The organism is Robiginitalea aurantiaca, from assembly GCF_030380815.1.
In the GTDB taxonomy this organism is placed as follows: domain Bacteria; phylum Bacteroidota; class Bacteroidia; order Flavobacteriales; family Flavobacteriaceae; genus Robiginitalea; species Robiginitalea aurantiaca.
Window position 1 is genome coordinate 53,689 of the sequence record NZ_JAUDUY010000001.1, and the last position, 18,141, is coordinate 71,829.

The 18,141-nt window shown below is 46.8% G+C and carries 13 protein-coding genes; 7 read left to right on the top strand and 6 right to left on the bottom strand.

The window, feature by feature from the left end:
- Positions 1-7 precede the first annotated feature (7 nt).
- On the bottom strand, positions 8-2,077 hold the full coding sequence (locus tag QU605_RS00185; RefSeq protein WP_289723237.1) for a PorP/SprF family type IX secretion system membrane protein: 2,070 nt from the start codon (positions 2,075-2,077) through the stop codon (positions 8-10).
- 8 nt (positions 2,078-2,085) lie between these two features.
- Positions 2,086-4,338, bottom strand: coding sequence for an immunoglobulin domain-containing protein (locus tag QU605_RS00190; RefSeq protein WP_289723238.1), 2,253 nt, complete (start codon positions 4,336-4,338; stop codon positions 2,086-2,088).
- Between the two features lie 272 nt (positions 4,339-4,610).
- On the opposite strand from QU605_RS00190, the gene QU605_RS00195 reads away from it, so the two are divergent.
- The 3 genes from QU605_RS00195 (at position 4,611) to QU605_RS00205 (ending at position 7,266) form a co-directional block, all read left to right on the top strand.
- Positions 4,611-6,296, top strand: a complete 1,686-nt coding sequence (locus tag QU605_RS00195; protein ID WP_289723239.1) for a glutamine--tRNA ligase/YqeY domain fusion protein — start codon at positions 4,611-4,613, stop codon at positions 6,294-6,296.
- Between the two features lie 287 nt (positions 6,297-6,583).
- A complete protein-coding gene (locus QU605_RS00200; RefSeq protein WP_289723240.1) occupies positions 6,584-6,913 on the top strand; it encodes a YtxH domain-containing protein in 330 nt (109 codons plus the stop codon).
- A 2-nt stretch (positions 6,914-6,915) separates the two neighbouring features.
- A complete protein-coding gene (locus QU605_RS00205; RefSeq protein ID WP_289723241.1) occupies positions 6,916-7,266 on the top strand; it encodes a hypothetical protein in 351 nt (116 codons plus the stop codon).
- A 252-nt stretch (positions 7,267-7,518) separates the two neighbouring features.
- Here the strand turns inward: QU605_RS00205 and QU605_RS00210 are convergent, their stop codons facing one another.
- From QU605_RS00210 to QU605_RS00220, 3 genes are all read right to left on the bottom strand, one after another.
- Positions 7,519-8,448 carry an SPFH domain-containing protein gene (locus tag QU605_RS00210; RefSeq protein ID WP_289723242.1) on the bottom strand — a complete coding sequence of 310 codons (930 nt, stop codon included), beginning with the start codon at positions 8,446-8,448 and terminating at the stop codon, positions 7,519-7,521.
- A gap of 82 nt (positions 8,449-8,530) precedes the next feature.
- On the bottom strand, positions 8,531-10,048 hold the full coding sequence (gene gltX, locus QU605_RS00215) for a glutamate--tRNA ligase (protein WP_289723243.1): 1,518 nt from the start codon (positions 10,046-10,048) through the stop codon (positions 8,531-8,533).
- A gap of 54 nt (positions 10,049-10,102) precedes the next feature.
- Complete coding sequence (locus QU605_RS00220) at positions 10,103-11,146, bottom strand: alkane 1-monooxygenase (RefSeq protein ID WP_289723244.1); 1,044 nt, start codon at positions 11,144-11,146, stop codon at positions 10,103-10,105.
- Between the two features lie 70 nt (positions 11,147-11,216).
- Here QU605_RS00220 and QU605_RS00225 point away from each other — a divergent pair, with 70 nt between their 5' ends.
- From QU605_RS00225 to QU605_RS00240, 4 genes are all read left to right on the top strand, one after another.
- The gene (locus tag QU605_RS00225) at positions 11,217-14,720 is read left to right on the top strand and encodes a hypothetical protein (protein WP_289723245.1); all 3,504 of its coding nucleotides are present in this window, start codon (positions 11,217-11,219) and stop codon (positions 14,718-14,720) included.
- Positions 14,671-15,108, top strand: a complete 438-nt coding sequence (ybeY, locus tag QU605_RS00230; RefSeq protein WP_289723246.1) for an rRNA maturation RNase YbeY — start codon at positions 14,671-14,673, stop codon at positions 15,106-15,108. Before QU605_RS00225 ends, ybeY begins: the two co-directional genes overlap by 50 nt.
- Positions 15,101-16,969 carry a tRNA uridine-5-carboxymethylaminomethyl(34) synthesis enzyme MnmG gene (gene mnmG, locus QU605_RS00235; RefSeq protein WP_289723247.1) on the top strand — a complete coding sequence of 623 codons (1,869 nt, stop codon included), beginning with the start codon at positions 15,101-15,103 and terminating at the stop codon, positions 16,967-16,969. Before ybeY ends, mnmG begins: the two co-directional genes overlap by 8 nt.
- Before the next feature lie 94 nt (positions 16,970-17,063).
- On the top strand, positions 17,064-17,909 hold the full coding sequence (locus tag QU605_RS00240; protein WP_289723248.1) for a class I SAM-dependent methyltransferase: 846 nt from the start codon (positions 17,064-17,066) through the stop codon (positions 17,907-17,909).
- Here QU605_RS00240 and QU605_RS00245 read toward each other — a convergent pair.
- Positions 17,906-18,124 carry a hypothetical protein gene (locus tag QU605_RS00245; protein ID WP_289723249.1) on the bottom strand — a complete coding sequence of 73 codons (219 nt, stop codon included), beginning with the start codon at positions 18,122-18,124 and terminating at the stop codon, positions 17,906-17,908. The two genes, QU605_RS00240 and QU605_RS00245, sit on opposite strands and share 4 nt — an antisense overlap.
- Between the last annotated feature and the right edge of the window lie 17 nt (positions 18,125-18,141).

The following is an 18,141-nucleotide window of genomic DNA, read 5'->3' on the forward strand; positions in this document are numbered from 1 at the left end:
TTCTCAGTTAGGTTAACAGGCCGGGGGAAACGCGCATAATCCACATTTTCTCATCGTAACTGTCGTTTAGCTTGGAGTAATAAGAGATCAGTGCGCTGTTCCAGTTTTCATGTCGCTTCAGATACACGTAGCGATAATTGTTCTCCGGATTTATGAAGTAGCTGGCATTTAAGCCTTTAGAGTTTAGATACCTCACAAACCGATTGGCATTTTTTGGATTGGAAAAGACGTTTGCGATTATATAGTAAGAAGATCCCTTCCCGTAAACCGCCAATTCTTTTTCAGTACTTTCGATGGAAGTCAACTGGTCGCGTTCAATGACGTTCTTGCGAAGTACACCATCGTCATATTGGGCGGCCTTGGTCTGTATTTTTTCTGAAGTTGCGGCGTAGGCCTCATTTGTGTATCGATTGGCGACATTCATCACCCAAAGGGCGCCCTCATAATTTCCTTCCATACCCGTAAGTGCAGCGTTTTCTGCCTGAGTCCAGTTTTCGTATCGCTTGAGGTATACGTACTTCATCCCATTGCCCTTGTTGTCGATGAATTCGGGTTCAAAACCCCGTGATTCGAGGTCCTGCATGAATTTGTCCATATACTTTGTCCCGCCATAGACATTGGCAACCAGGTAGTAGCCATCGGCTACACCCGGAAGATCCCGGAATTTCCTGCTCTTGACTGTTGGGGTGTTTTGAGATGGCCTGTCCACCTTCTGGATTAAATCCTGAACCTTTTGAACCGGCGCGGTTTTCGGAGCCTCTGCAATGGATGAGGCCTCAGGCGTAGAGGTGATGGTTTCGTTTACCTGTTTTACTTCCGGCTCGTGCGAATTATCGGCTACGGGATTTTGATTGTTCAGGAAGTAGAGGGTTTCTGCCCTTTCTTCCAGATCTGGTCTCGATCCGCTGGTTTCCTGACGGACCATACGCATTACCCTTTCGAATCGGGTTTCCAGGTCACTCTGACGGGACTGTTCCATGGAATCTTGCCTGAACATCAATTCAGCAAGAATCGCGTCGTTTTCGGCAAGACGTCGTCTGAGCTCAGCGATTTCCTGATCTTTCTCCGTTTTATCAGCTGCAGGGACTTCAGTGGCATCCACATAACTGTCCGTAGGCTCATTACCATCTTCCAGCATAACCCGGTCTTCTGTAAGGTTTGGAGTGAAGGAATACGCAAAGGAGATTTCATGGGTCAACCCGAAGTTGTCGAAGTTGTTCGACATTCCCTTTTCCATGGTATACCCAATAGAAAGCCTTTCATTCAGATTGAATCCGATTCCGGCGGAGGCACCGTAAAAACTATCATAGCCTCCCTGCAGCCATCCGATTTTAGGAAGATCCATAATCAGGTTACCCCCTAAAATCAATTCATCTGCTCCTACCCTTCTTACCCGGGCCAGGGGCATCAAACGCCCTCCTTCAAGAACACCTCTGTTGGCCCCAAACTGATGGGTATATTGTAAATGGCCGGAAAATGTCTTTTCACTAAAACTGGTTATAGACTCGCTGGTTTTAAGGTTGTAGTCTAGCAGATTTTCTGCATAAACCCCAAAATCAAACTTGTCGTAAGAAATGTTGAATCCGGGTTGGAACGTCAGAAGGGAACTATCCTGAAAGCCGCTTAAAAAAGGATCATCCTCAATGGGATTCGCCCGGCTTTCATCGAAGCCACTATTGTAGTATGAAAGGTTTGCTCCAAAAGTAAAGTTGCTTTTATCGCTCAGTTTTACACCATAGGCGTAATTTGCAAGCAGGCCATAGTTACTCAGCGTTCCTTCTCTCTGCGTATATATGCTAAGTCCCGCACCTGACCTGTCGCCGATCCTACCGCTGTAACTCAGGAAGTAGCTCTGGTTGTTATCGTCAAAAGATACCGACTGGTTTCTGTGAAGCAGGTTGATATATGATTTATCCTCCCGGGCCGTTGAAAAGGTCGGGTTGATAAGGAACCTATTGAATTTCAATAAATTCTGTGAAGGCACGTCGTATACAATGAAGGGACTATCCTCCTGGGCATATCCCGAAAAGGAAATGAACCCTATAAGCGCCAAAAAGAGAACCAATCTGCTTTTCATTTTTTAATCTATCGAATGACTGTTATTGTACCTTGTTTTAGAGTCTTCTCCGCATTTCTGATCCGGTAATAGAAGATCATATTCTGTCTGCTGAAAGCAGCAGAGGAAGAGGGCCAGTTGTTCTGGTAATTGTTCTGATTCAGAACCTCCTCCCCTTTATCGTTGTAAATGGTTACGAATACATCCGTTTTGCCGGAATAGTAATTGGGTAAAATCCACTGCTCATTGATGCCGTCTCCGTTTACCGAGATAACATTTGGAACGCGGAATGTATCCAGATAGGAAACCGTAAGGGTTCTGAAGACCTGGCAATTTCCAATCGAAGCCATGACAACATATTCCCCGGCCTCACTCAGGGTAATGGTTGCTGAGGCACCAATTTCATTGTTGTTTTCGTCGAACCATCGGTAGCTATCTCCTCCAGTGGCCGATACCGACTGTGAAGTTCCCTCAGGCAATCGGATATCGTCCCCGGGCACCAGGCTGATCAGGTCTTCGTCCAGTGGACTTAAAACGATGGCATTGGATTGCACCTGGCATCCGTCTCGCTCCAGGATCAATTGGTAGGACCCTGGCAGCCCTACATCAATAGCAGGAGTGTTTTCATTTAAAGGACTGCCGTTGCGATACCAATCATAGGTTTCTCCGGTAAGGTCCCTTGTTGTCGTTAGGGTTACGGGTTCAGATGGCCCGCATACCGTGAGGTCTGTACTGGTAATCGCAATGGTTTCGTTAGGCCTGAGCAGCGCATCTAGGATATTGGACACTGGGAGGTAACCTGATATACTCCCCTCAAGGGAATAGGCTCCATTTTCAGAGGTGTCCGTGAGACTAATGCTGGACCCTGTGGCACCTGAAATCGGGCTTCCGTCTTTCATCCATTGGAAATTCATATCGCCGAGGATCTGACTCGTAACTACTGTACGATTACCTCCAGCATCAATGGCTCGGACCTCAGCTACTTCCAAGACCGTACTTGTGGCTTCACATGGCAGGTAACCGGAACCAAAGGCTATTTCCAGCTCCAGTGACGCAGGCGCAGAAACGGACGTGCTTTCTGTATCTTTTGAAGAGGAAGCGCAGCTACCACCACTAAGGCTTACGCGCGCGAAATACACGCCTGTTTCAGATTCATTTACTGTAAGTGAAGCCGATGTTGCCCCAGGCACGGCTGTACCATCTTTGTACCACTGGTAGGTGACGCCTGAAGCCGATGAAGAGGCCGTCATCGTTACCGTTTGACCTGGAAGCACAACCAAATTCGCAGGATTGTTACGGGACACTGTAAAATTACCTGCGTTTGTTATGGTAATGGCTGCGGATCTTTCAATACAAGCGGATGCACCAAATATTTCTACCTGGTAATCCCCTTCAAATCCTGCACTGCTGGCATCAACCAGAAAGCTGGAGTCGTCTACAGCAGGCGTGGAAACTGCTGTTCCATCCTTAAACCAGGTGTATGTTAACCCTTGTCCGGTAATATTCGCTTCCAATAAAGCAGTTTCGCCGGCACAAAGGGCTGTGGATGCAGGGGGGTTTATGGCAACACCAAGGCTGGAACCCGTTGTTACGTCGAGGAGGTTTGAAAGCGTATTCCCCGAACCGGAACAAGACCCGTAATCGATCTCAACATTGTACATCCCTCCCTGAGTAACGCTGATCGAAGGGGTTTTCTGAGATAGTAAAGTGCCACTTCGGTACCAATTATACTGATAGGTATTTGCGTTTGGCAATCCGTATACCTCAAGGGTAATGGCATTTCCGTTACATACCTGGGCCGTTCCGTCTCCGAAGTCTGCTTGTCCTTGCGGACGTATCGTTAGGGCTGAATTAACATCGAGAAAGTACATGGGGTAGGCAGCGGAGACCGGGCTGGTGTTTGCCGGGCTTGTGCTGCGCACACGCATTCGATACCCTTCACCCCTTGTGTTGGGGGGCACCGCAAATTGGAAATAGAAGTCAAAATTTGTGTTTTTGGTGCCATCACGCGCAAGTTCCACGGGGGCACTAAAATCTCCTGAAGCATCTGAAAGCTCGAGAATAAATTCATTGTCGGAATTCACCAGGGGCGGGCTCCATGTAAATTCAACCCAATAATCATTGAAGGAGGGGGAGGCGCATGCAGCGGTCCATGTTGTTGTTCCGGCGGGCGGAGTTTGATTGGGGGCAGCTTGAGGGGCATTTAACACCTGGGAAAATCCGGACTGGATTCCCAGCATACCACACAGTAGGGCCGTGGCTAGAAGTAGATTTCTACGCATAAGACTGGTGTTTGGTTGTGTTTTATTGACTTAATTTGCCCTACAAGCTGGAGAAAGTCGGATCGGTAGTGTCCTTGAACCCAGACGTTTTACTTGGCAGACTTTATTCCCGCAGTTTGTATAACAAATATGGTTTAACGGCTCTCCGTAAAGAATTTATTGTTGTACAGGTGATGGTTTCTGTTGTGAAACCGGGAGATTTGTATGGATAAAAGGAATTACTTTATCGTTGAAGGGCAATTTTCTACCTTTACGGACTTAATTATGGAGATATGACTGAGAAGGAGAAACCCCTGAATTTTATAGAACACATAGTCGAAGAAGATCTATTACAGGGCTTTCCAAAATCGCAGTTGCGATTCAGATTCCCACCGGAGCCCAATGGTTATTTACATATTGGGCACGCGAGTTCGATATGTTTGAATTTTGGACTCGGCATTCGGTATGAGGCCCCGGTTAATTTGAGGTTTGACGATACGAACCCCATAAAAGAGGAACAGGAATTCGTAGACGCCATAAAGGAGGACGTAACATGGCTCGGATTTACGTGGGACCAGGAGTGTTTTGCGTCTGATTACTTTCAGAAACTCTATGATTGGGCCGTAAAACTTATTAAGGAGGGTAAGGCTTATGTAGACAGTCAGCCGTCAGAGGAGATTGCCAAACAGAAAGGCACACCCACGGAAGCCGGAGTAAACAGCCCTTACCGGGACCGAACCGTAGGGGAAAACCTGGAACTCTTTAAAAAAATGAAGGACGGGGATTTTCCTGAAGGATCCCATGTTTTAAGGGCTAAAATCGATATGGCGTCCCCAAACATGCTGCTTAGGGACCCCGTAATGTACCGAATTCTGCACCGGGCACACCACCGGACAAATACCGATTGGTGTATTTACCCTTTATACGATTGGACACATGGGGAAAGCGATTATATCGAACAGGTTTCGCATAGCTTATGTACCCTTGAGTTCGCCCCGCACCGCGAGTTGTACGACTGGTTTCTCGACCAGGTGGTCACACCTGAAAACATCCGTCCGAAACAGCGGGAATTCGCGAGGCGTAATTTGAGCCATACGGTTGTGAGTAAACGGAAGCTTTTGCAACTTGTAGAACAGGGGTTTGTCCAAGGATGGGACGATCCGCGAATGCCGACCATATCAGGATTAAGGAGAAAGGGATGTACCCCGGCCGCCCTAAGAAATTTTGCGGACACCATTGGGATTGCCAAACGTGAGAACGTGGTGGATGTGGCGCTGCTGGATTTCCATATGCGCGAGGACCTCAACAAAATGGCCCCAAGGGTAATGGCCGTTCTGGATCCGGTTAAGTTGACCATCACGAATTATGAGGAGGGAAAAGAAGAATGGTTGCAGGCCGAAAATAATCCAGAAGACCCAGAAGCCGGGTTCCGGGAAATCCCATTTTCACGGGAATTGTTCATTGAAAGAGATGATTTCAGGGAGTCGGCAAACCGTAAATTTTTCAGATTGAAGCTGGGGGGAGAGGTTCGGTTGAAGAATGCTTACATTATTAAGGCCGAGGAGGTCCGGAAGGACCCGGACGGAAACATTATTGAGATTCTTTGCACGTATGACCCAAAAAGCAAAAGTGGCAGTGGAACCCCTGAAAGCCTTCGAAAGGTTAAAGGCACTTTACACTGGGTGTCAAGCGGACACGCCATAGACGCAGAAGTGCGGCTTTATGACCGACTTTTCTCCGATGCTACGCCAGACCAGCATCAGGGACGAAACTTTACGGAGTTCATCAATCCGGATTCCCTCAAAGTTGTGACGGGTAAATTAGAGCCCGGGTTGGCAGGGGCCGAACCCGGTTCGCGATATCAGTTTCAGCGACTCGGGTATTTTTGTGTCGATCGCGAGAGCAAGCCAAACCATCTGGTTTTCAATCGCACGGTTACCCTAAGGGATACCTGGTCCAAGCTTGAGGACAAGGCCTGAACGCTGTCGGCAAAACAGAATAAAATACATATTGGTATATTTAGCTGGACCCCTATGCATGTGGTGTTTAGGTCATCTTCATGGACTAATCTTCCGGGCCTGCAGTTGCGTCTGCTTCGTAGCATGCAGTAAGGCAATAAGGACAGTAGAGACGAGAGCAGAATACATTTTATAGCATTCCACTGATAATTCCATCGAGTTTACTGGGGTCCTCCTTAAAAAATCAGTATCTTATAGTCCCTTTTATCAAAAGGGCAAAGAGAGTACAAATTTTAAAATTGAAAATTATGGCAAGTGACAGTGGATCTGTATTATTAGCGCTACTAGTGGGCGCCGCAATCGGAGCAGGTGCCGGAATCCTTTATGCGCCCGATGAGGGAGGCAAGACGCGCAAACGAATTAAAAAGAAAGCTCGTGAGGCCTCTGATGAATTAATTGGGGACGTTTCCCGAGCCAGAGAAGAAATCAGCTTATCGGCCAAAAAGCAAAAAGCAGATTTTGAGAAAAAACTCGAGGATACCATTTCGAAAATGAGCTATCAGGCAGATGATATCATCGCAAGCCTTGAAGCCAAACTCGAGGAACTCCGCAAGAAAAATGCGCAACTCCAAAAATAGGAATGGCTTTTGAAGAACTAAAAAGCGACCTGAGCGATTCCCAGGAGGCTGCAAAAGAGTTTATTGATAGTTCGGTTGAGTATTACAAACTCAGGACTTTTAAGTTTCTGATGCGGGCAGTTATTGCCTTAACCGTGGTTCTTTTTCTGGGGACCATCGGATTGCTCGCCCTCCTTTTTTTATCATTTGCAGCGTCTATTGTCATCGGGTCCCACCTCGAGAATTATACCTATGGGTTTCTAATCGTAGGCAGTTTCTATATCGCGTTGGGGATACTTGGATATGCCTTTAGAAAGAAGCTCGATTCCAGGGTTTTGAAGAATTTTTCTAAGTTTTATTTTGAGGATCACTAATGGGTAGGAGATACAATTCATTTGAGGAAGTGGACAAGGACATTAAAATCCTTGACCTCAGAAGACAAATAGCCAAAGAGCGGGTGAAGGGTGATTTCGCAAGCATAAAAGAGCAATTTCAGCCACCCGAAGTCCTCACTTTACTAACGTCAGGGGTCCTTAAGAAGTTCTTATTTACCTGGCTCTTCGGATTTATTCTGCGCCGTCTGCGCCGATAAAACCCATTTACGGAGGACAAAAAGTCCAGCAGGGCTAATCCTTATTCTTTGGCTTTTGATGCTTCATGGCTTCGCCAATCTGATTGCTGGCAGTAAAGGAAGCCACCATATTGTTCAGCATATCACTGGCTGCCTGGGGAGAGTTGGGAAGCAGGATAAGATTGGTATTGGTTTCTTCCCCAATGGATTGAAGCGTATCATAGTGTTGCGTTACCACAATTAGAGCCGAAGCTTCCTGGGAATTTATACCGACCTTATTCAGGACTTCCACAGATTCCTCAAGTCCACGGGCAATTTCCCTTCGCTGATCCGCGATACCCTGTCCTTGCAGGCGTTTACTTTCCGCTTCAGCTTTGGCTTTTTCAACCATTAATATCCGGGCCGCATCACCTTCGAATTGAGCGGCTATTTTTTCGCGTTCTGCAGCATTGATCCGATTCATGGCAGCCTTAACCTGGGCATCCGGATCAATATCGGTAACCAGTGTCTTGATTATATCATAGCCGTAGTCAAGCATGGCATCCTGTAGTTCTGCCTTAACGGCAATAGCGATATCATCCTTTTTTACAAAAACGTCGTCCAGTTTCATTTTTGGCACTTCCGCCCGCACAACATCGAATACGTATGAGGTTATCTGCTCATGCGGATATTCGAGTTTGTAGAATGCCTCATAAACCTTTTCCCGAATAACGACATACTGAACTGAAATTTTAAGCTTGACAAAAACATCATCCAGGGTTTTTGTCTCTACGATTACATCCAGCTGCTGAATTTTCAGGCTGAGCCTGCCCGCAACACGATCGACCAACGGAATTTTTAATTGAAGTCCGGAATGGCGAATACTTTGAAAGCGTCCGAATCGCTCAAGGACTACGGCGGTTTGTTGTTTAACGACAAAGAATGTACCAAACATCACCAAAACCCCCAGGGCAATAGCTGGAATCAAGAAGAAAATATTTCCCATTATACTATGTTGAAATGTTACCTAAGTAAGATACGAAGACCGAACCAATAGTTAGTCGTTCCCAAAGGGGATTTGTTACAGTTCAGACCCCGGCCTCAAGGTGATCGATGGCAAATTCAATTCTCGCCAGGGTCTCGTCCTTGCCGATGAGTTCCATAATGTCAAAAATCTGGGGGCCTTTGAGTGCTCCGACAAGGGCCAGCCGGAGTGGAGGCATGACCATTCCAAAACCGAGGGAGTTTTCGGCAATCCAGGCCTTTATATTTTTTTCAGAATGCTCAGCGCCAAATGGATCTGTTGACTTAAGGACATCGTATAGTGCTCTCATAATATCGGGAGTCCCCGATTTCCATTGTTTCCGGACGGCTTTTGCTTCGAACTCTTTAGGGGCTACAAAGAAATAGGCCCCGAGATCCCAGAATTCCCGCACAAAAGAGGCGCGTTCCTTTATAAGCGAAATCACGGACTCTAAGTGCGCTTCGGAATACTGGGATGCGTCCAGCCCTTTTTCGGAAAGGACAGGACGAAAGAGCGCAACGAGTTCGCTGACTGGCTTTAGTTGCAAATGTTGATGATTAAACCATATATTCTTCTCGGGATCGAATCGGGCTCCTGATTTTTGAACCCGATCCAGTTCAAATGCATCTACTAATTCCTGCAGTTGAAAAAGCTCCTGATCTGTGCCGGGGTTCCATCCCAAAAGGGCCAGAAAATTCAGCACAGCCTCAGGAAAATACCCGGATTCCCTATAGCCTTTACTTTCTTTCCATTGCAAGGGGAATACAGGAAACCCGAGTTTTTCGCCATCCCGTTTGCTGAGTTTACCTTTGCCTGCAGGCTTCATGATTAAGGGGAGGTGGGCAAATTCAGGGGCTTCCCACCCGAAGGCTTTATACAGCTGGCAATGAAGCGCCAAGGAGGGCAGCCATTCTTCTCCGCGAATAACATGGGTGATGCCCATTAGATGGTCATCGACAATGTTAGCCAGGTGATACGTGGGCATGCCGTCGCTTTTGAATAACACCTTGTCATCTAATGTGTTTCCGTCGATTTGGATACTGCCCCTGATCAGGTCATCAAATCGGACAAAAGTATCTAAGGGCCATCTGAAACGGATCACATAGGGGTCATTGGCGGCTATCCGGCGGCTAGTCTCACTTTCGGACAGTGTCAGGGAGTTGTTCAAACCATCCCTGTTGCGCCAATTGTAGATAAAGGTCTCTCCTGCCGCTTCGCATTCGCTGCGAAGGGAAGCCAGTTCTGCCTCGCTATCAAATGCGTAATACGCCCAACCCGAGGAAAGGAGCTGATCGATATGCGTTTTATAAAAATCCACTCGCTCACTCTGCCGGTAGGGGCCGTGATCTCCACCGATCTGAGGGGCCTCGTCCGGAGGGATGCCGAGCCAGCTAAGGGAGTCTGCAATATAGTTTTCAGCACCTTCAACATACCGGTTTTGATCGGTGTCTTCTATTCTGAGAATAAAATCTCCTCCGTGTTTTTTGGCGAACAAGTAATTGTAAAGGGCGGTCCGGACACCACCGATGTGAAGTGGCCCGGTCGGGCTGGGCGCAAATCTGACACGTACCTTGTTTTTCATAGCAATTGAATGAGGCGCAAAGATAGACACCAGGTTATAATTGACAACAGGGACTTAGGCGGGTTTCATTTCCTTTGGAATCCTGGGGTTCATAATTCGGAACCAAAGGGGAGGTATGAGGGAAAGTACCATGGAGGTGGGGTATCCATACGGCATATCCGGAGAGCTGTTGTGATAGTCGAGCAATTGATACTTTTTTGAGGACTTGAAATGATGATCACTGTGACGGGTCAATTCGTACAACACGATACGTCCGATCACATGATTGCTGTTCCAGGAATGGATTTCCTGTACCCGCTCATAACGCCCGGATGACCTTTTTAAACGCAATAGGCCGTAGTGCTCGATATAGTTAACGGTTTCCAGCAACAGAAATCCAATGATCCCGCAGAGCATTAAGAAAGCCGTGGCGAACCCTCCAAAAACCACATACAAAAGGCCAATATAGGCGAGCTGAATTATGGCGTACCAAAACATGTCGTTTTTGAAAGAGAAAAAGGTTGCGCTTTCTTTTTTCAACAGGTTGCGCTGAATCCGCCAGGCATTGATGTACTGGCGAAAAACGCTTGTCACCCAAAAATGATATACCGATTGGTTGTACCTCGCGGTTGCAGGATCTTCAGGGGTTGCGGCATGTACATGGTGGCCGAAGTTGTGCTCTATATAAAAATGCATGTAAAAACTTGGAAGCAGGAGCAGCTTTCCCAGAAAGCGCTGTACGGAGCCTTGTCGGTGACCCAGTTCGTGGGCAACGTTAATCCCATTGGTGCCAAGAACAATCCCAAGGGAAAAAGCAAAACCGACATATTCATAGAAGTCGTAACTACCTGTGGAAATTTTGGTTCCAACAAGCCAGATAAGCACAAAGACAATGGGGATGTTCACAAATAGCATCAGATCGTATATGGGATTGAGGCGTTTTGATGCGCGGGCGCTTTCCGTCAGGTTCCCGGCATCCTGAGCAAGGAGTATCTCTAAGAGGGGAATAGCCACAAAAGCGTAAAGTGGAGTCAGGAAACTCCAGTACCCTTCCATGTTTACTCCGATAAAAGCGGAGATGGGAATTGTATAGGCAGCAAGGTATTTTAGCGAATTCATTTTAGCTTTAACATGTTTTAAGGACCTGAATTCAAGGCAATGGGGTATCTTGGTATTAAAGATAAAAAATTTGGAGAGTTACCAACGCATACTGGATAAACTCGAAGCTTTTACTTCGCGATACTATAAGCGCAGGCTTGTGAAGGGGCTTTTCCTATTTCTTTTTTTAGGAGGGTTGTCGTTTCTGTTTATCGGAGGCCTGGAGTATCTGCTGTGGTTAGATTCGAGATTTCGGAGCGTACTGCTAGTGGCGGGCATAGTCCTTCTGGGGTTCTTGTTTGTAAGCTATATCCTGCTGCCTGTGGCACACTTGTTAAGGCTCAGGCGTGGTCTTACCCATAAAGAGGGATCCCGCCTTATTGGAATGCATTTTCCCGAGGTGAGCGACAAACTTTATAACTTGTTGGAGCTTGCAGACAATACCGATCGGTCTGAACTTCTACTGGCGAGTATTGAACAGCGCTCGAAGGATCTGTCCCCTGTTCCTTTTCAACTTGCAGTTCAGATGAAAGAGGCATACAAGTATTCAAAGTATGCTTTACTGCCGCTTGCCATAATTGGACTTATTTGGCTTAGCGGAAATGGCCTTGAGTTTATAAATTCATATAAGAGGGTGGTAAATTACGACCTGGCTTATGAGCCCCCGGCTCCATTCTCTTTTGAACTACTCACTGCAGACTTACGGGTACGGGAGGACCAGCCGTTTATTTTGAAGTTGCGTACCCCGGGAGAAGTGCAGCCCGACCAGGTTCGCCTGGTGCTTGAGGGATCCCCTATTATCATGGAGCGACAAGGGGAATATTTCCAACACACTTTTCAGCCCCCTTTACAGAGGATGAATTTCTACCTCGAGGCTGCGGGGGTATCTTCAAGAACCTATACCTTGGATGTTATACGGGTACCTGCGATCGATGGCTTTGAAATGGTCCTTACGTATCCGGATTACCTCGGGGTTCCCCCAAAACGTATTCAGGGGAGCGGAAACGCTACCGTGCCAGAGGGAACGGAGATCCGATGGGAATTGAATACCATCCATGCAGACAGTGTCGTATATGCCGATCGGGATACGTTACTGAAACTGCCCACTTCCTCAAAAAAAGCGGAGTTTGCCAGGAAGCCTTTTCAAACGACTCCATATAGTATCAGCGCAGCCAATCAGGACATTCCGGAATTCGATAAACTCAATTACCAGATAGACGTGATAAGGGATGAATCCCCGGAGATTGAGATGAAAATGGAGCAAGACTCGTTAAATGCCAATATCGCCTATTTTGAAGGCGTTGTTTCAGATGATCACGGCCTATCCGGGTTAAAGATGTTTGCATACCCTTCAGGTTTACAGACGGATCGCGAAATGGTAGAAATCCCCATACCGGAAACAACATTCCATACATTTTATTACACATTTCCCAGCGGGTTGGAACTCCTCAGTGAGGAAGAATATGTTGTCTACTTTGAAATCACAGATAATGACGGGAACCGCGGTGGCAAAAGCAGAAAGAGTCGCGAATTCCGATTGACAAAACTCAGCTCAGATGAATTGGATTCCCGGGTTTTGGAACGTCAGAATGAACTCCTCAAAGGGATGGACAAATCAGCTAAGCAGCGCGAGGATCTTCAGAAAGAATTTAAGGAATTGCTGCAAAACCAGAAGGAAAAAGAAGCACTTAGTTTTGATGATACGGAGCGCTTAAAGGAATTTTTTGATAAACAGGACCGGCAGGAACGTTTGATGGAAAAGTTCAGCAGGGAACTTTCTGAAAGCATAGAAAATGAAGAAACCCCTGAAAATGAGCTGCTGAAGGAACGCCTTGAACGCGAGGAGGAAAAGGCGAAAAAGAACGCCGCCTTGATGGAAGAAATGAAGGAGATACTCGAGAAACTCGATAAAGAAGAGTTGGAAGAGCGCATGGAAGAGCTTTCAAAAGGACAGCAAGGCAGCCAACGCAGCATGGAACAACTGCTGGAGCTTACCAAGAGATATTACGTTCAGGAAAAGAGCAGGCAATTGAGCAGGAAGCTCTCCAAATTGTCGGAGGAGCAAAAGGCCGAAGCGGATTCCGGGGAAGGCCGGGAAAGACGAAAGGAACGGCAGCGCGAATTAAATTCAGAGTTTGAGACCCTTAAGAAAGAATTGGAGGAACTACAGAAGGATAATCAGCAACTAAAAAAGCCATTGCCCTGGGAGCGAGATGACCGTAAGGAGCAGTCGGTGACCAAAAATCAAGAGGAGGCACTGGAATCGCTGAGCGAAGAAGACACGGAATCAGGGGACACTCCGCAAGAGGCCAAGGAAAGCGAGGGTCCTGAAAAGAAACAAAAGGAAGCGGGTAAAAAACTTAAGGAATTGAGCGAGGCGTTGAATCAGGGTGCTGCGGCTGGAGGAGGGGAAACAATTACCGAAGACGCTGAAATGTTACGTCAAATACTGGATAACCTTGTTGTCTTTTCAGTTGAACAGGAAACGCTTTTCAACCGCATTCAGAAAGGAGAACAGGACCAGATTGGACGTTCCGGGGATATTAAGAAACAACAGCAGTTAAGACAGCTTTTTGAGCATGTGGACGACAGCCTGTTTGCGCTGTCACTCCGAAGAGCGGAAATATCTGAAATAGTGAATACACAAATCACAGAAGTCTATTACAATATAGATAAAGGACTGGAATCATTTGCCGAGAACAACTGGTTCAGGGGCGCCTCTTATCAACAGTATGTTTTTACGGCGGCCAATGAACTTTCCGCTTTCTTGGCTGAAATGCTGGATAACATGCAGGAGTCCCTGATGCCGGGTAAAGGTAAAGGGCAGGGATCTGACATTCAGCTTCCGGACATCATACAAAGTCAGGAACAGTTAAGGCAACAAATGCAGGAAGGCGGAGAACAGGAGGGTTCCAAAAGCGGGCAGGGCGAACAAGAGGGGCAGGGCAAAGCAGGAGAACAAGGAGCGGATGGTAAGGAAGGTGGTGATAAGGGTGAGCAGGGAGAAAAAGGTGAGGCAAAGGGGTCCGGAAAAGGGACCAAAGATGGAGAGGGCAAAGAGGGATCTGAAAATGGCGGTAATAGCGGAAAGGGCCAGGGGGACAAGGACGGCAAAGGTCAGTCAGAAGGCCTGGGAGAAGCGGAGTTAGCGGAGTATTACGAAATATATAAGACGCAACAGGAAATTCGCAAACAGCTTGAGCAACAGCTGGAGAATATGATCAACGATTCGGACAGGAAACTGGGAGAACAGATCGCAAGGGAAATGGAACAGTTTGAAAATGAGATTCTTACTAATGGCATAACCCAGAAAACGGCCGAACGTTTGAACAGGATACGCCAGCAGTTAATGCGACTCGAAAATGCAACACTCAAGCAGGGCGAAGACGAGCGTCGCGAAAGTAACAGGACCACCAAGGACTTTAGCAGCCCTGTGATTACAGCACCTGAAGTTTTTAAACAGTCAGAAAAGGAGACGGAATATTTAAACAGAGAAGCATTACCTTTGCGGCGCAAATACCGTAACAGGGTTAAACAATATTTCATTGGGCGAGATAGCGTACCATTACCAAACGACATTCAAACTAAAGAATGAACAACGGCATACCGATTGGATTATTAATGTCCTTACCAAACAGGGTGCTGAGGCTGGTGTGTTGAATGTGATCTTTACTTCGGATCAGGAGTTGTTGAAATTGAATAAATTGTATTTGGATCACGATTATTTCACTGACATCATCACGTTTGAATACGAAGAAATACCCGGGCTCTCCGGAGACCTGTTTATTTCTATAGATCGCGTAAGGGAAAATGCGGAACAGGCTAAGGCTACTCTCGAGGACGAAGTTAGAAGAGTAATAGCGCATGGCCTGTTCCATCTTATGGGACATAATGATAAAACTGAATCTGATATTGTGAGAATGCGCAGTTTGGAATCAGAGGCTATAGAGATGTTCCACGTGAAACATTTGGACGATGTTTAAGGAGATGTATGATGTTATTGTTGTCGGAGGAGGGCATGCGGGCTGCGAAGCTGCTGCAGCTGCGGCAAATATGGGATCAAGGACACTGCTGATTACCATGAATTTGCAGACTATAGGGCAAATGTCCTGTAACCCTGCAATGGGTGGAATAGCTAAAGGTCAGATTGTAAGGGAAATTGATGCGCTTGGGGGATACAGTGGAATCGTTACAGACCGGTCGGCGATACAGTTTAAAATGCTCAATCTAAGCAAGGGGCCGGCTATGTGGAGTCCTAGGGCACAGAATGACAGAATGCGTTTTGCTGAAGAATGGAGAAGTGCGCTGGAACGCATACCCAATCTGGATTTTTATCAGGAAATGGCTGTGGGGATTACCATGGAGAAGGAGCGGATTACAGGGGTCAAGACATCTCTGGGCCTTGAAATAAGAGGGAAAAGCGTAGTCTTAACCAACGGAACGTTCCTTAATGGCCTGATCCATATCGGGTTGAAGAATTTTGGCGGCGGTAGGGCAGGTGAACGGGCGTCTACAGGGATAACGGAACAACTTGTTTCTCTGGGCTTCGACACAGGCAGGATGAAAACAGGCACTCCACCCAGGGTAGACGGAAGGAGTCTGAACTACCAAAAAATGATACCGCAGCCCGGGGATGAGAGCCCTGGAAAGTTCTCCTTTTTAGATACGCCCACGCTCAGTACCCAACGGGAGTGTCACATGACTTATACGAATCCAGAGGTGCATGATCTCCTGAGAGACGGGTTCAGCCGGTCCCCTATGTTTAATGGAAGAATACAAAGTATAGGTCCCCGATATTGTCCTTCAATCGAAGATAAGATAGATCGCTTTAAGGAAAGGGAACGGCATCAGATTTTTGTTGAACCTGAGGGGTGGAACACCGTTGAGGTTTACGTGAATGGGTTTTCAACCTCCCTTCCCGAGGACATTCAGTTTAAGGCGCTAAGGTCTGTGGAGGGTTTTGAGAACGTAAAGTTTTTTCGACCGGGATACGCCATTGAATACGATTACTTTCCACCCACACAACTGACACATACGCTTGAGACGAAATTGGTGAAAAACCTTTTTTTCGCGGGCCAGATTAATGGCACTACCGGTTATGAAGAGGCGGGGGCCCAAGGTATAATGGCTGGAATTAATGCCCATCTTAAGGTCAGTGAAGAAGAGCCGTTTGTTTTAAGGAGAGACGAGGCGTATATCGGGGTGCTGATTGATGATCTCATAACAAAGGGAACCGAGGAACCGTATCGGATGTTTACCTCGCGGGCGGAATACAGAACGCTGCTTAGACAGGACAATGCCGATCTCAGGCTAACTGAGCGGTCCTTTAAGCTGGGTCTTGCAGGCGAAGAACGGCTGGAAAGAGTCAGAGTAAAGGAAGATCAATATAAAGAGTTGGTTGGGTTTTTTAAGAAAACCAGCTTTGTCCCTGAAGAGGTAAACCCCATTCTGGAATCCCTGGATTCCAAGAAAGTAACCCAGGGTGATAAACTGGTAAAGATCTTTTCCAGACCTAAGGTTAGGATGCACCATATGGCCATGCTTAATAGCGTCTCCACTTACATCAAGGAGCAGAAGCTTATACCCGAGGCGCTGGAACAAGCAGAGATTCAGGTTAAATACGCGGGTTATATTGAAAAGGAAAAGGCAAATGCGGACAAACTGCAACGCCTCGAAAACATCCGTATTCCTAAGGATTTTGACTATATGCCATTATCTTCCTTGTCGATGGAAGCAAGGCAAAAGCTTTCAGAAATCAGGCCGGCTACGATATCGCAGGCATCGCGGATCAGCGGGGTTTCCCCAAGTGATATCAGTGTATTGTTGGTGTTTCTGGGCAGATAGTTCCACGTGGAACATTCAAATATAAAGGTAATGAGGTGCGCCAGCGCGTTCTATTTTTAACCAATGGACACTTCCTGTATCAAGCTTTCTGTGTATGTCTGATATTGAAGCAATGAAATTGGTAGATCATCTTGTGTCCGGGGAAGAATTTCATCTGGTCTGGAATGACGAAAACCGATGCTACAAGACAGAGCCATTACCTGCCCACCTTGACAAGTATTACGAAAGTGCGGACTACATTTCCCACTCGGATACTTCAGACGGACTGATGTCGGGCATTTATCAACGCGCAAAGCGCATTAACCTGCGTCGTAAACTAAAGTTGGTTGCTCGGTATTGTGAAGGCCCGGGGGCGCTCATGGACATTGGGGCCGGAACAGGAAGCTTTGTAAAATATGCGCAGGATCGAGGTTGGGAGGCCTACGGTGTTGAGCCGAACGAATTGGCAAGGGAGCGCGCACACGAGAAAGGCATTGCTGTGTACCGCAGCATTTCTGTTCAACAGGAAGCGGTATACGATGCCATTACTATGTGGCACGTCCTTGAACACCTGCCCGACCTGGAGGAAGAGATTACAGCTATAGCGAAGACGCTTAAACCTGAAGGATATTTAATTCTGGCGGTTCCGAATTTCAAATCCCTGGATTCAAAACATTACAAGTCTCATTGGGCGGCCTATGATGTTCCCCGTCATGTCTGGCACTTTTCCAAAGCATCCATTAAAACCATTTTTGAGCGACATGGATTTGAAGTGAAATCCGTAAAACCTCTTTGGCTCGATGCCTTTTACATTTCATGGCTTTCCGAAACCTATAAGGGAAGCAAGTTAGCTCCCGTAGCCGGAGCTGCCATGGGAATGATCTCTAACATCTACGGATTCTTCAGCAGGGAGTTCTCATCTCATGTGTATATACTTAAGAGGAGGCCAGGGGCTTTTTAAAGCCCTTTAACAAGCTCAAGACGCTCATTTGACACATCCCAGCGGAAGCGGGAATAAAAAGCTTGTAAGCCCGCCGTATAAAGCCAATTGAAATAGACAAAAACTATAGAACAAAGAATATCTATCGAAATATTAGATGCTGTAGTTTTGAGGCGTTCAAATATTATTCCGAATCCAGCCGACAAGCCAAAAAGCTTTTCTACTTTTGCCTCCAAATCAAAATCACCCTAAT

Bases quoted from the DNA above. Each gene is read 5' to 3' on its own strand.
- QU605_RS00185 (WP_289723237.1), bottom strand. From the start codon at position 2,077: ATGAAAAGCAGATTGGTTCTCTTTTTGGCGCTTATAGGGTTCATTTCC.
- QU605_RS00195 (WP_289723239.1), top strand. From the start codon at position 4,611: ATGACTGAGAAGGAGAAACCCCTGAATTTTATAGAACACATAGTCGAA.
- QU605_RS00220 (WP_289723244.1), bottom strand. From the start codon at position 11,146: ATGAATTCGCTAAAATACCTTGCTGCCTATACAATTCCCATCTCCGCT.
- QU605_RS00240 (WP_289723248.1), top strand. From the start codon at position 17,064: ATGTCTGATATTGAAGCAATGAAATTGGTAGATCATCTTGTGTCCGGG.
- QU605_RS00210 (WP_289723242.1), bottom strand. From the start codon at position 8,448: ATGGGAAATATTTTCTTCTTGATTCCAGCTATTGCCCTGGGGGTTTTG.
- QU605_RS00200 (WP_289723240.1), top strand. From the start codon at position 6,584: ATGGCAAGTGACAGTGGATCTGTATTATTAGCGCTACTAGTGGGCGCC.
- gltX (WP_289723243.1), bottom strand. From the start codon at position 10,048: ATGAAAAACAAGGTACGTGTCAGATTTGCGCCCAGCCCGACCGGGCCA.
- QU605_RS00205 (WP_289723241.1), top strand. From the start codon at position 6,916: ATGGCTTTTGAAGAACTAAAAAGCGACCTGAGCGATTCCCAGGAGGCT.
- mnmG (WP_289723247.1), top strand. From the start codon at position 15,101: ATGTTTAAGGAGATGTATGATGTTATTGTTGTCGGAGGAGGGCATGCG.
- QU605_RS00190 (WP_289723238.1), bottom strand. From the start codon at position 4,338: ATGCGTAGAAATCTACTTCTAGCCACGGCCCTACTGTGTGGTATGCTG.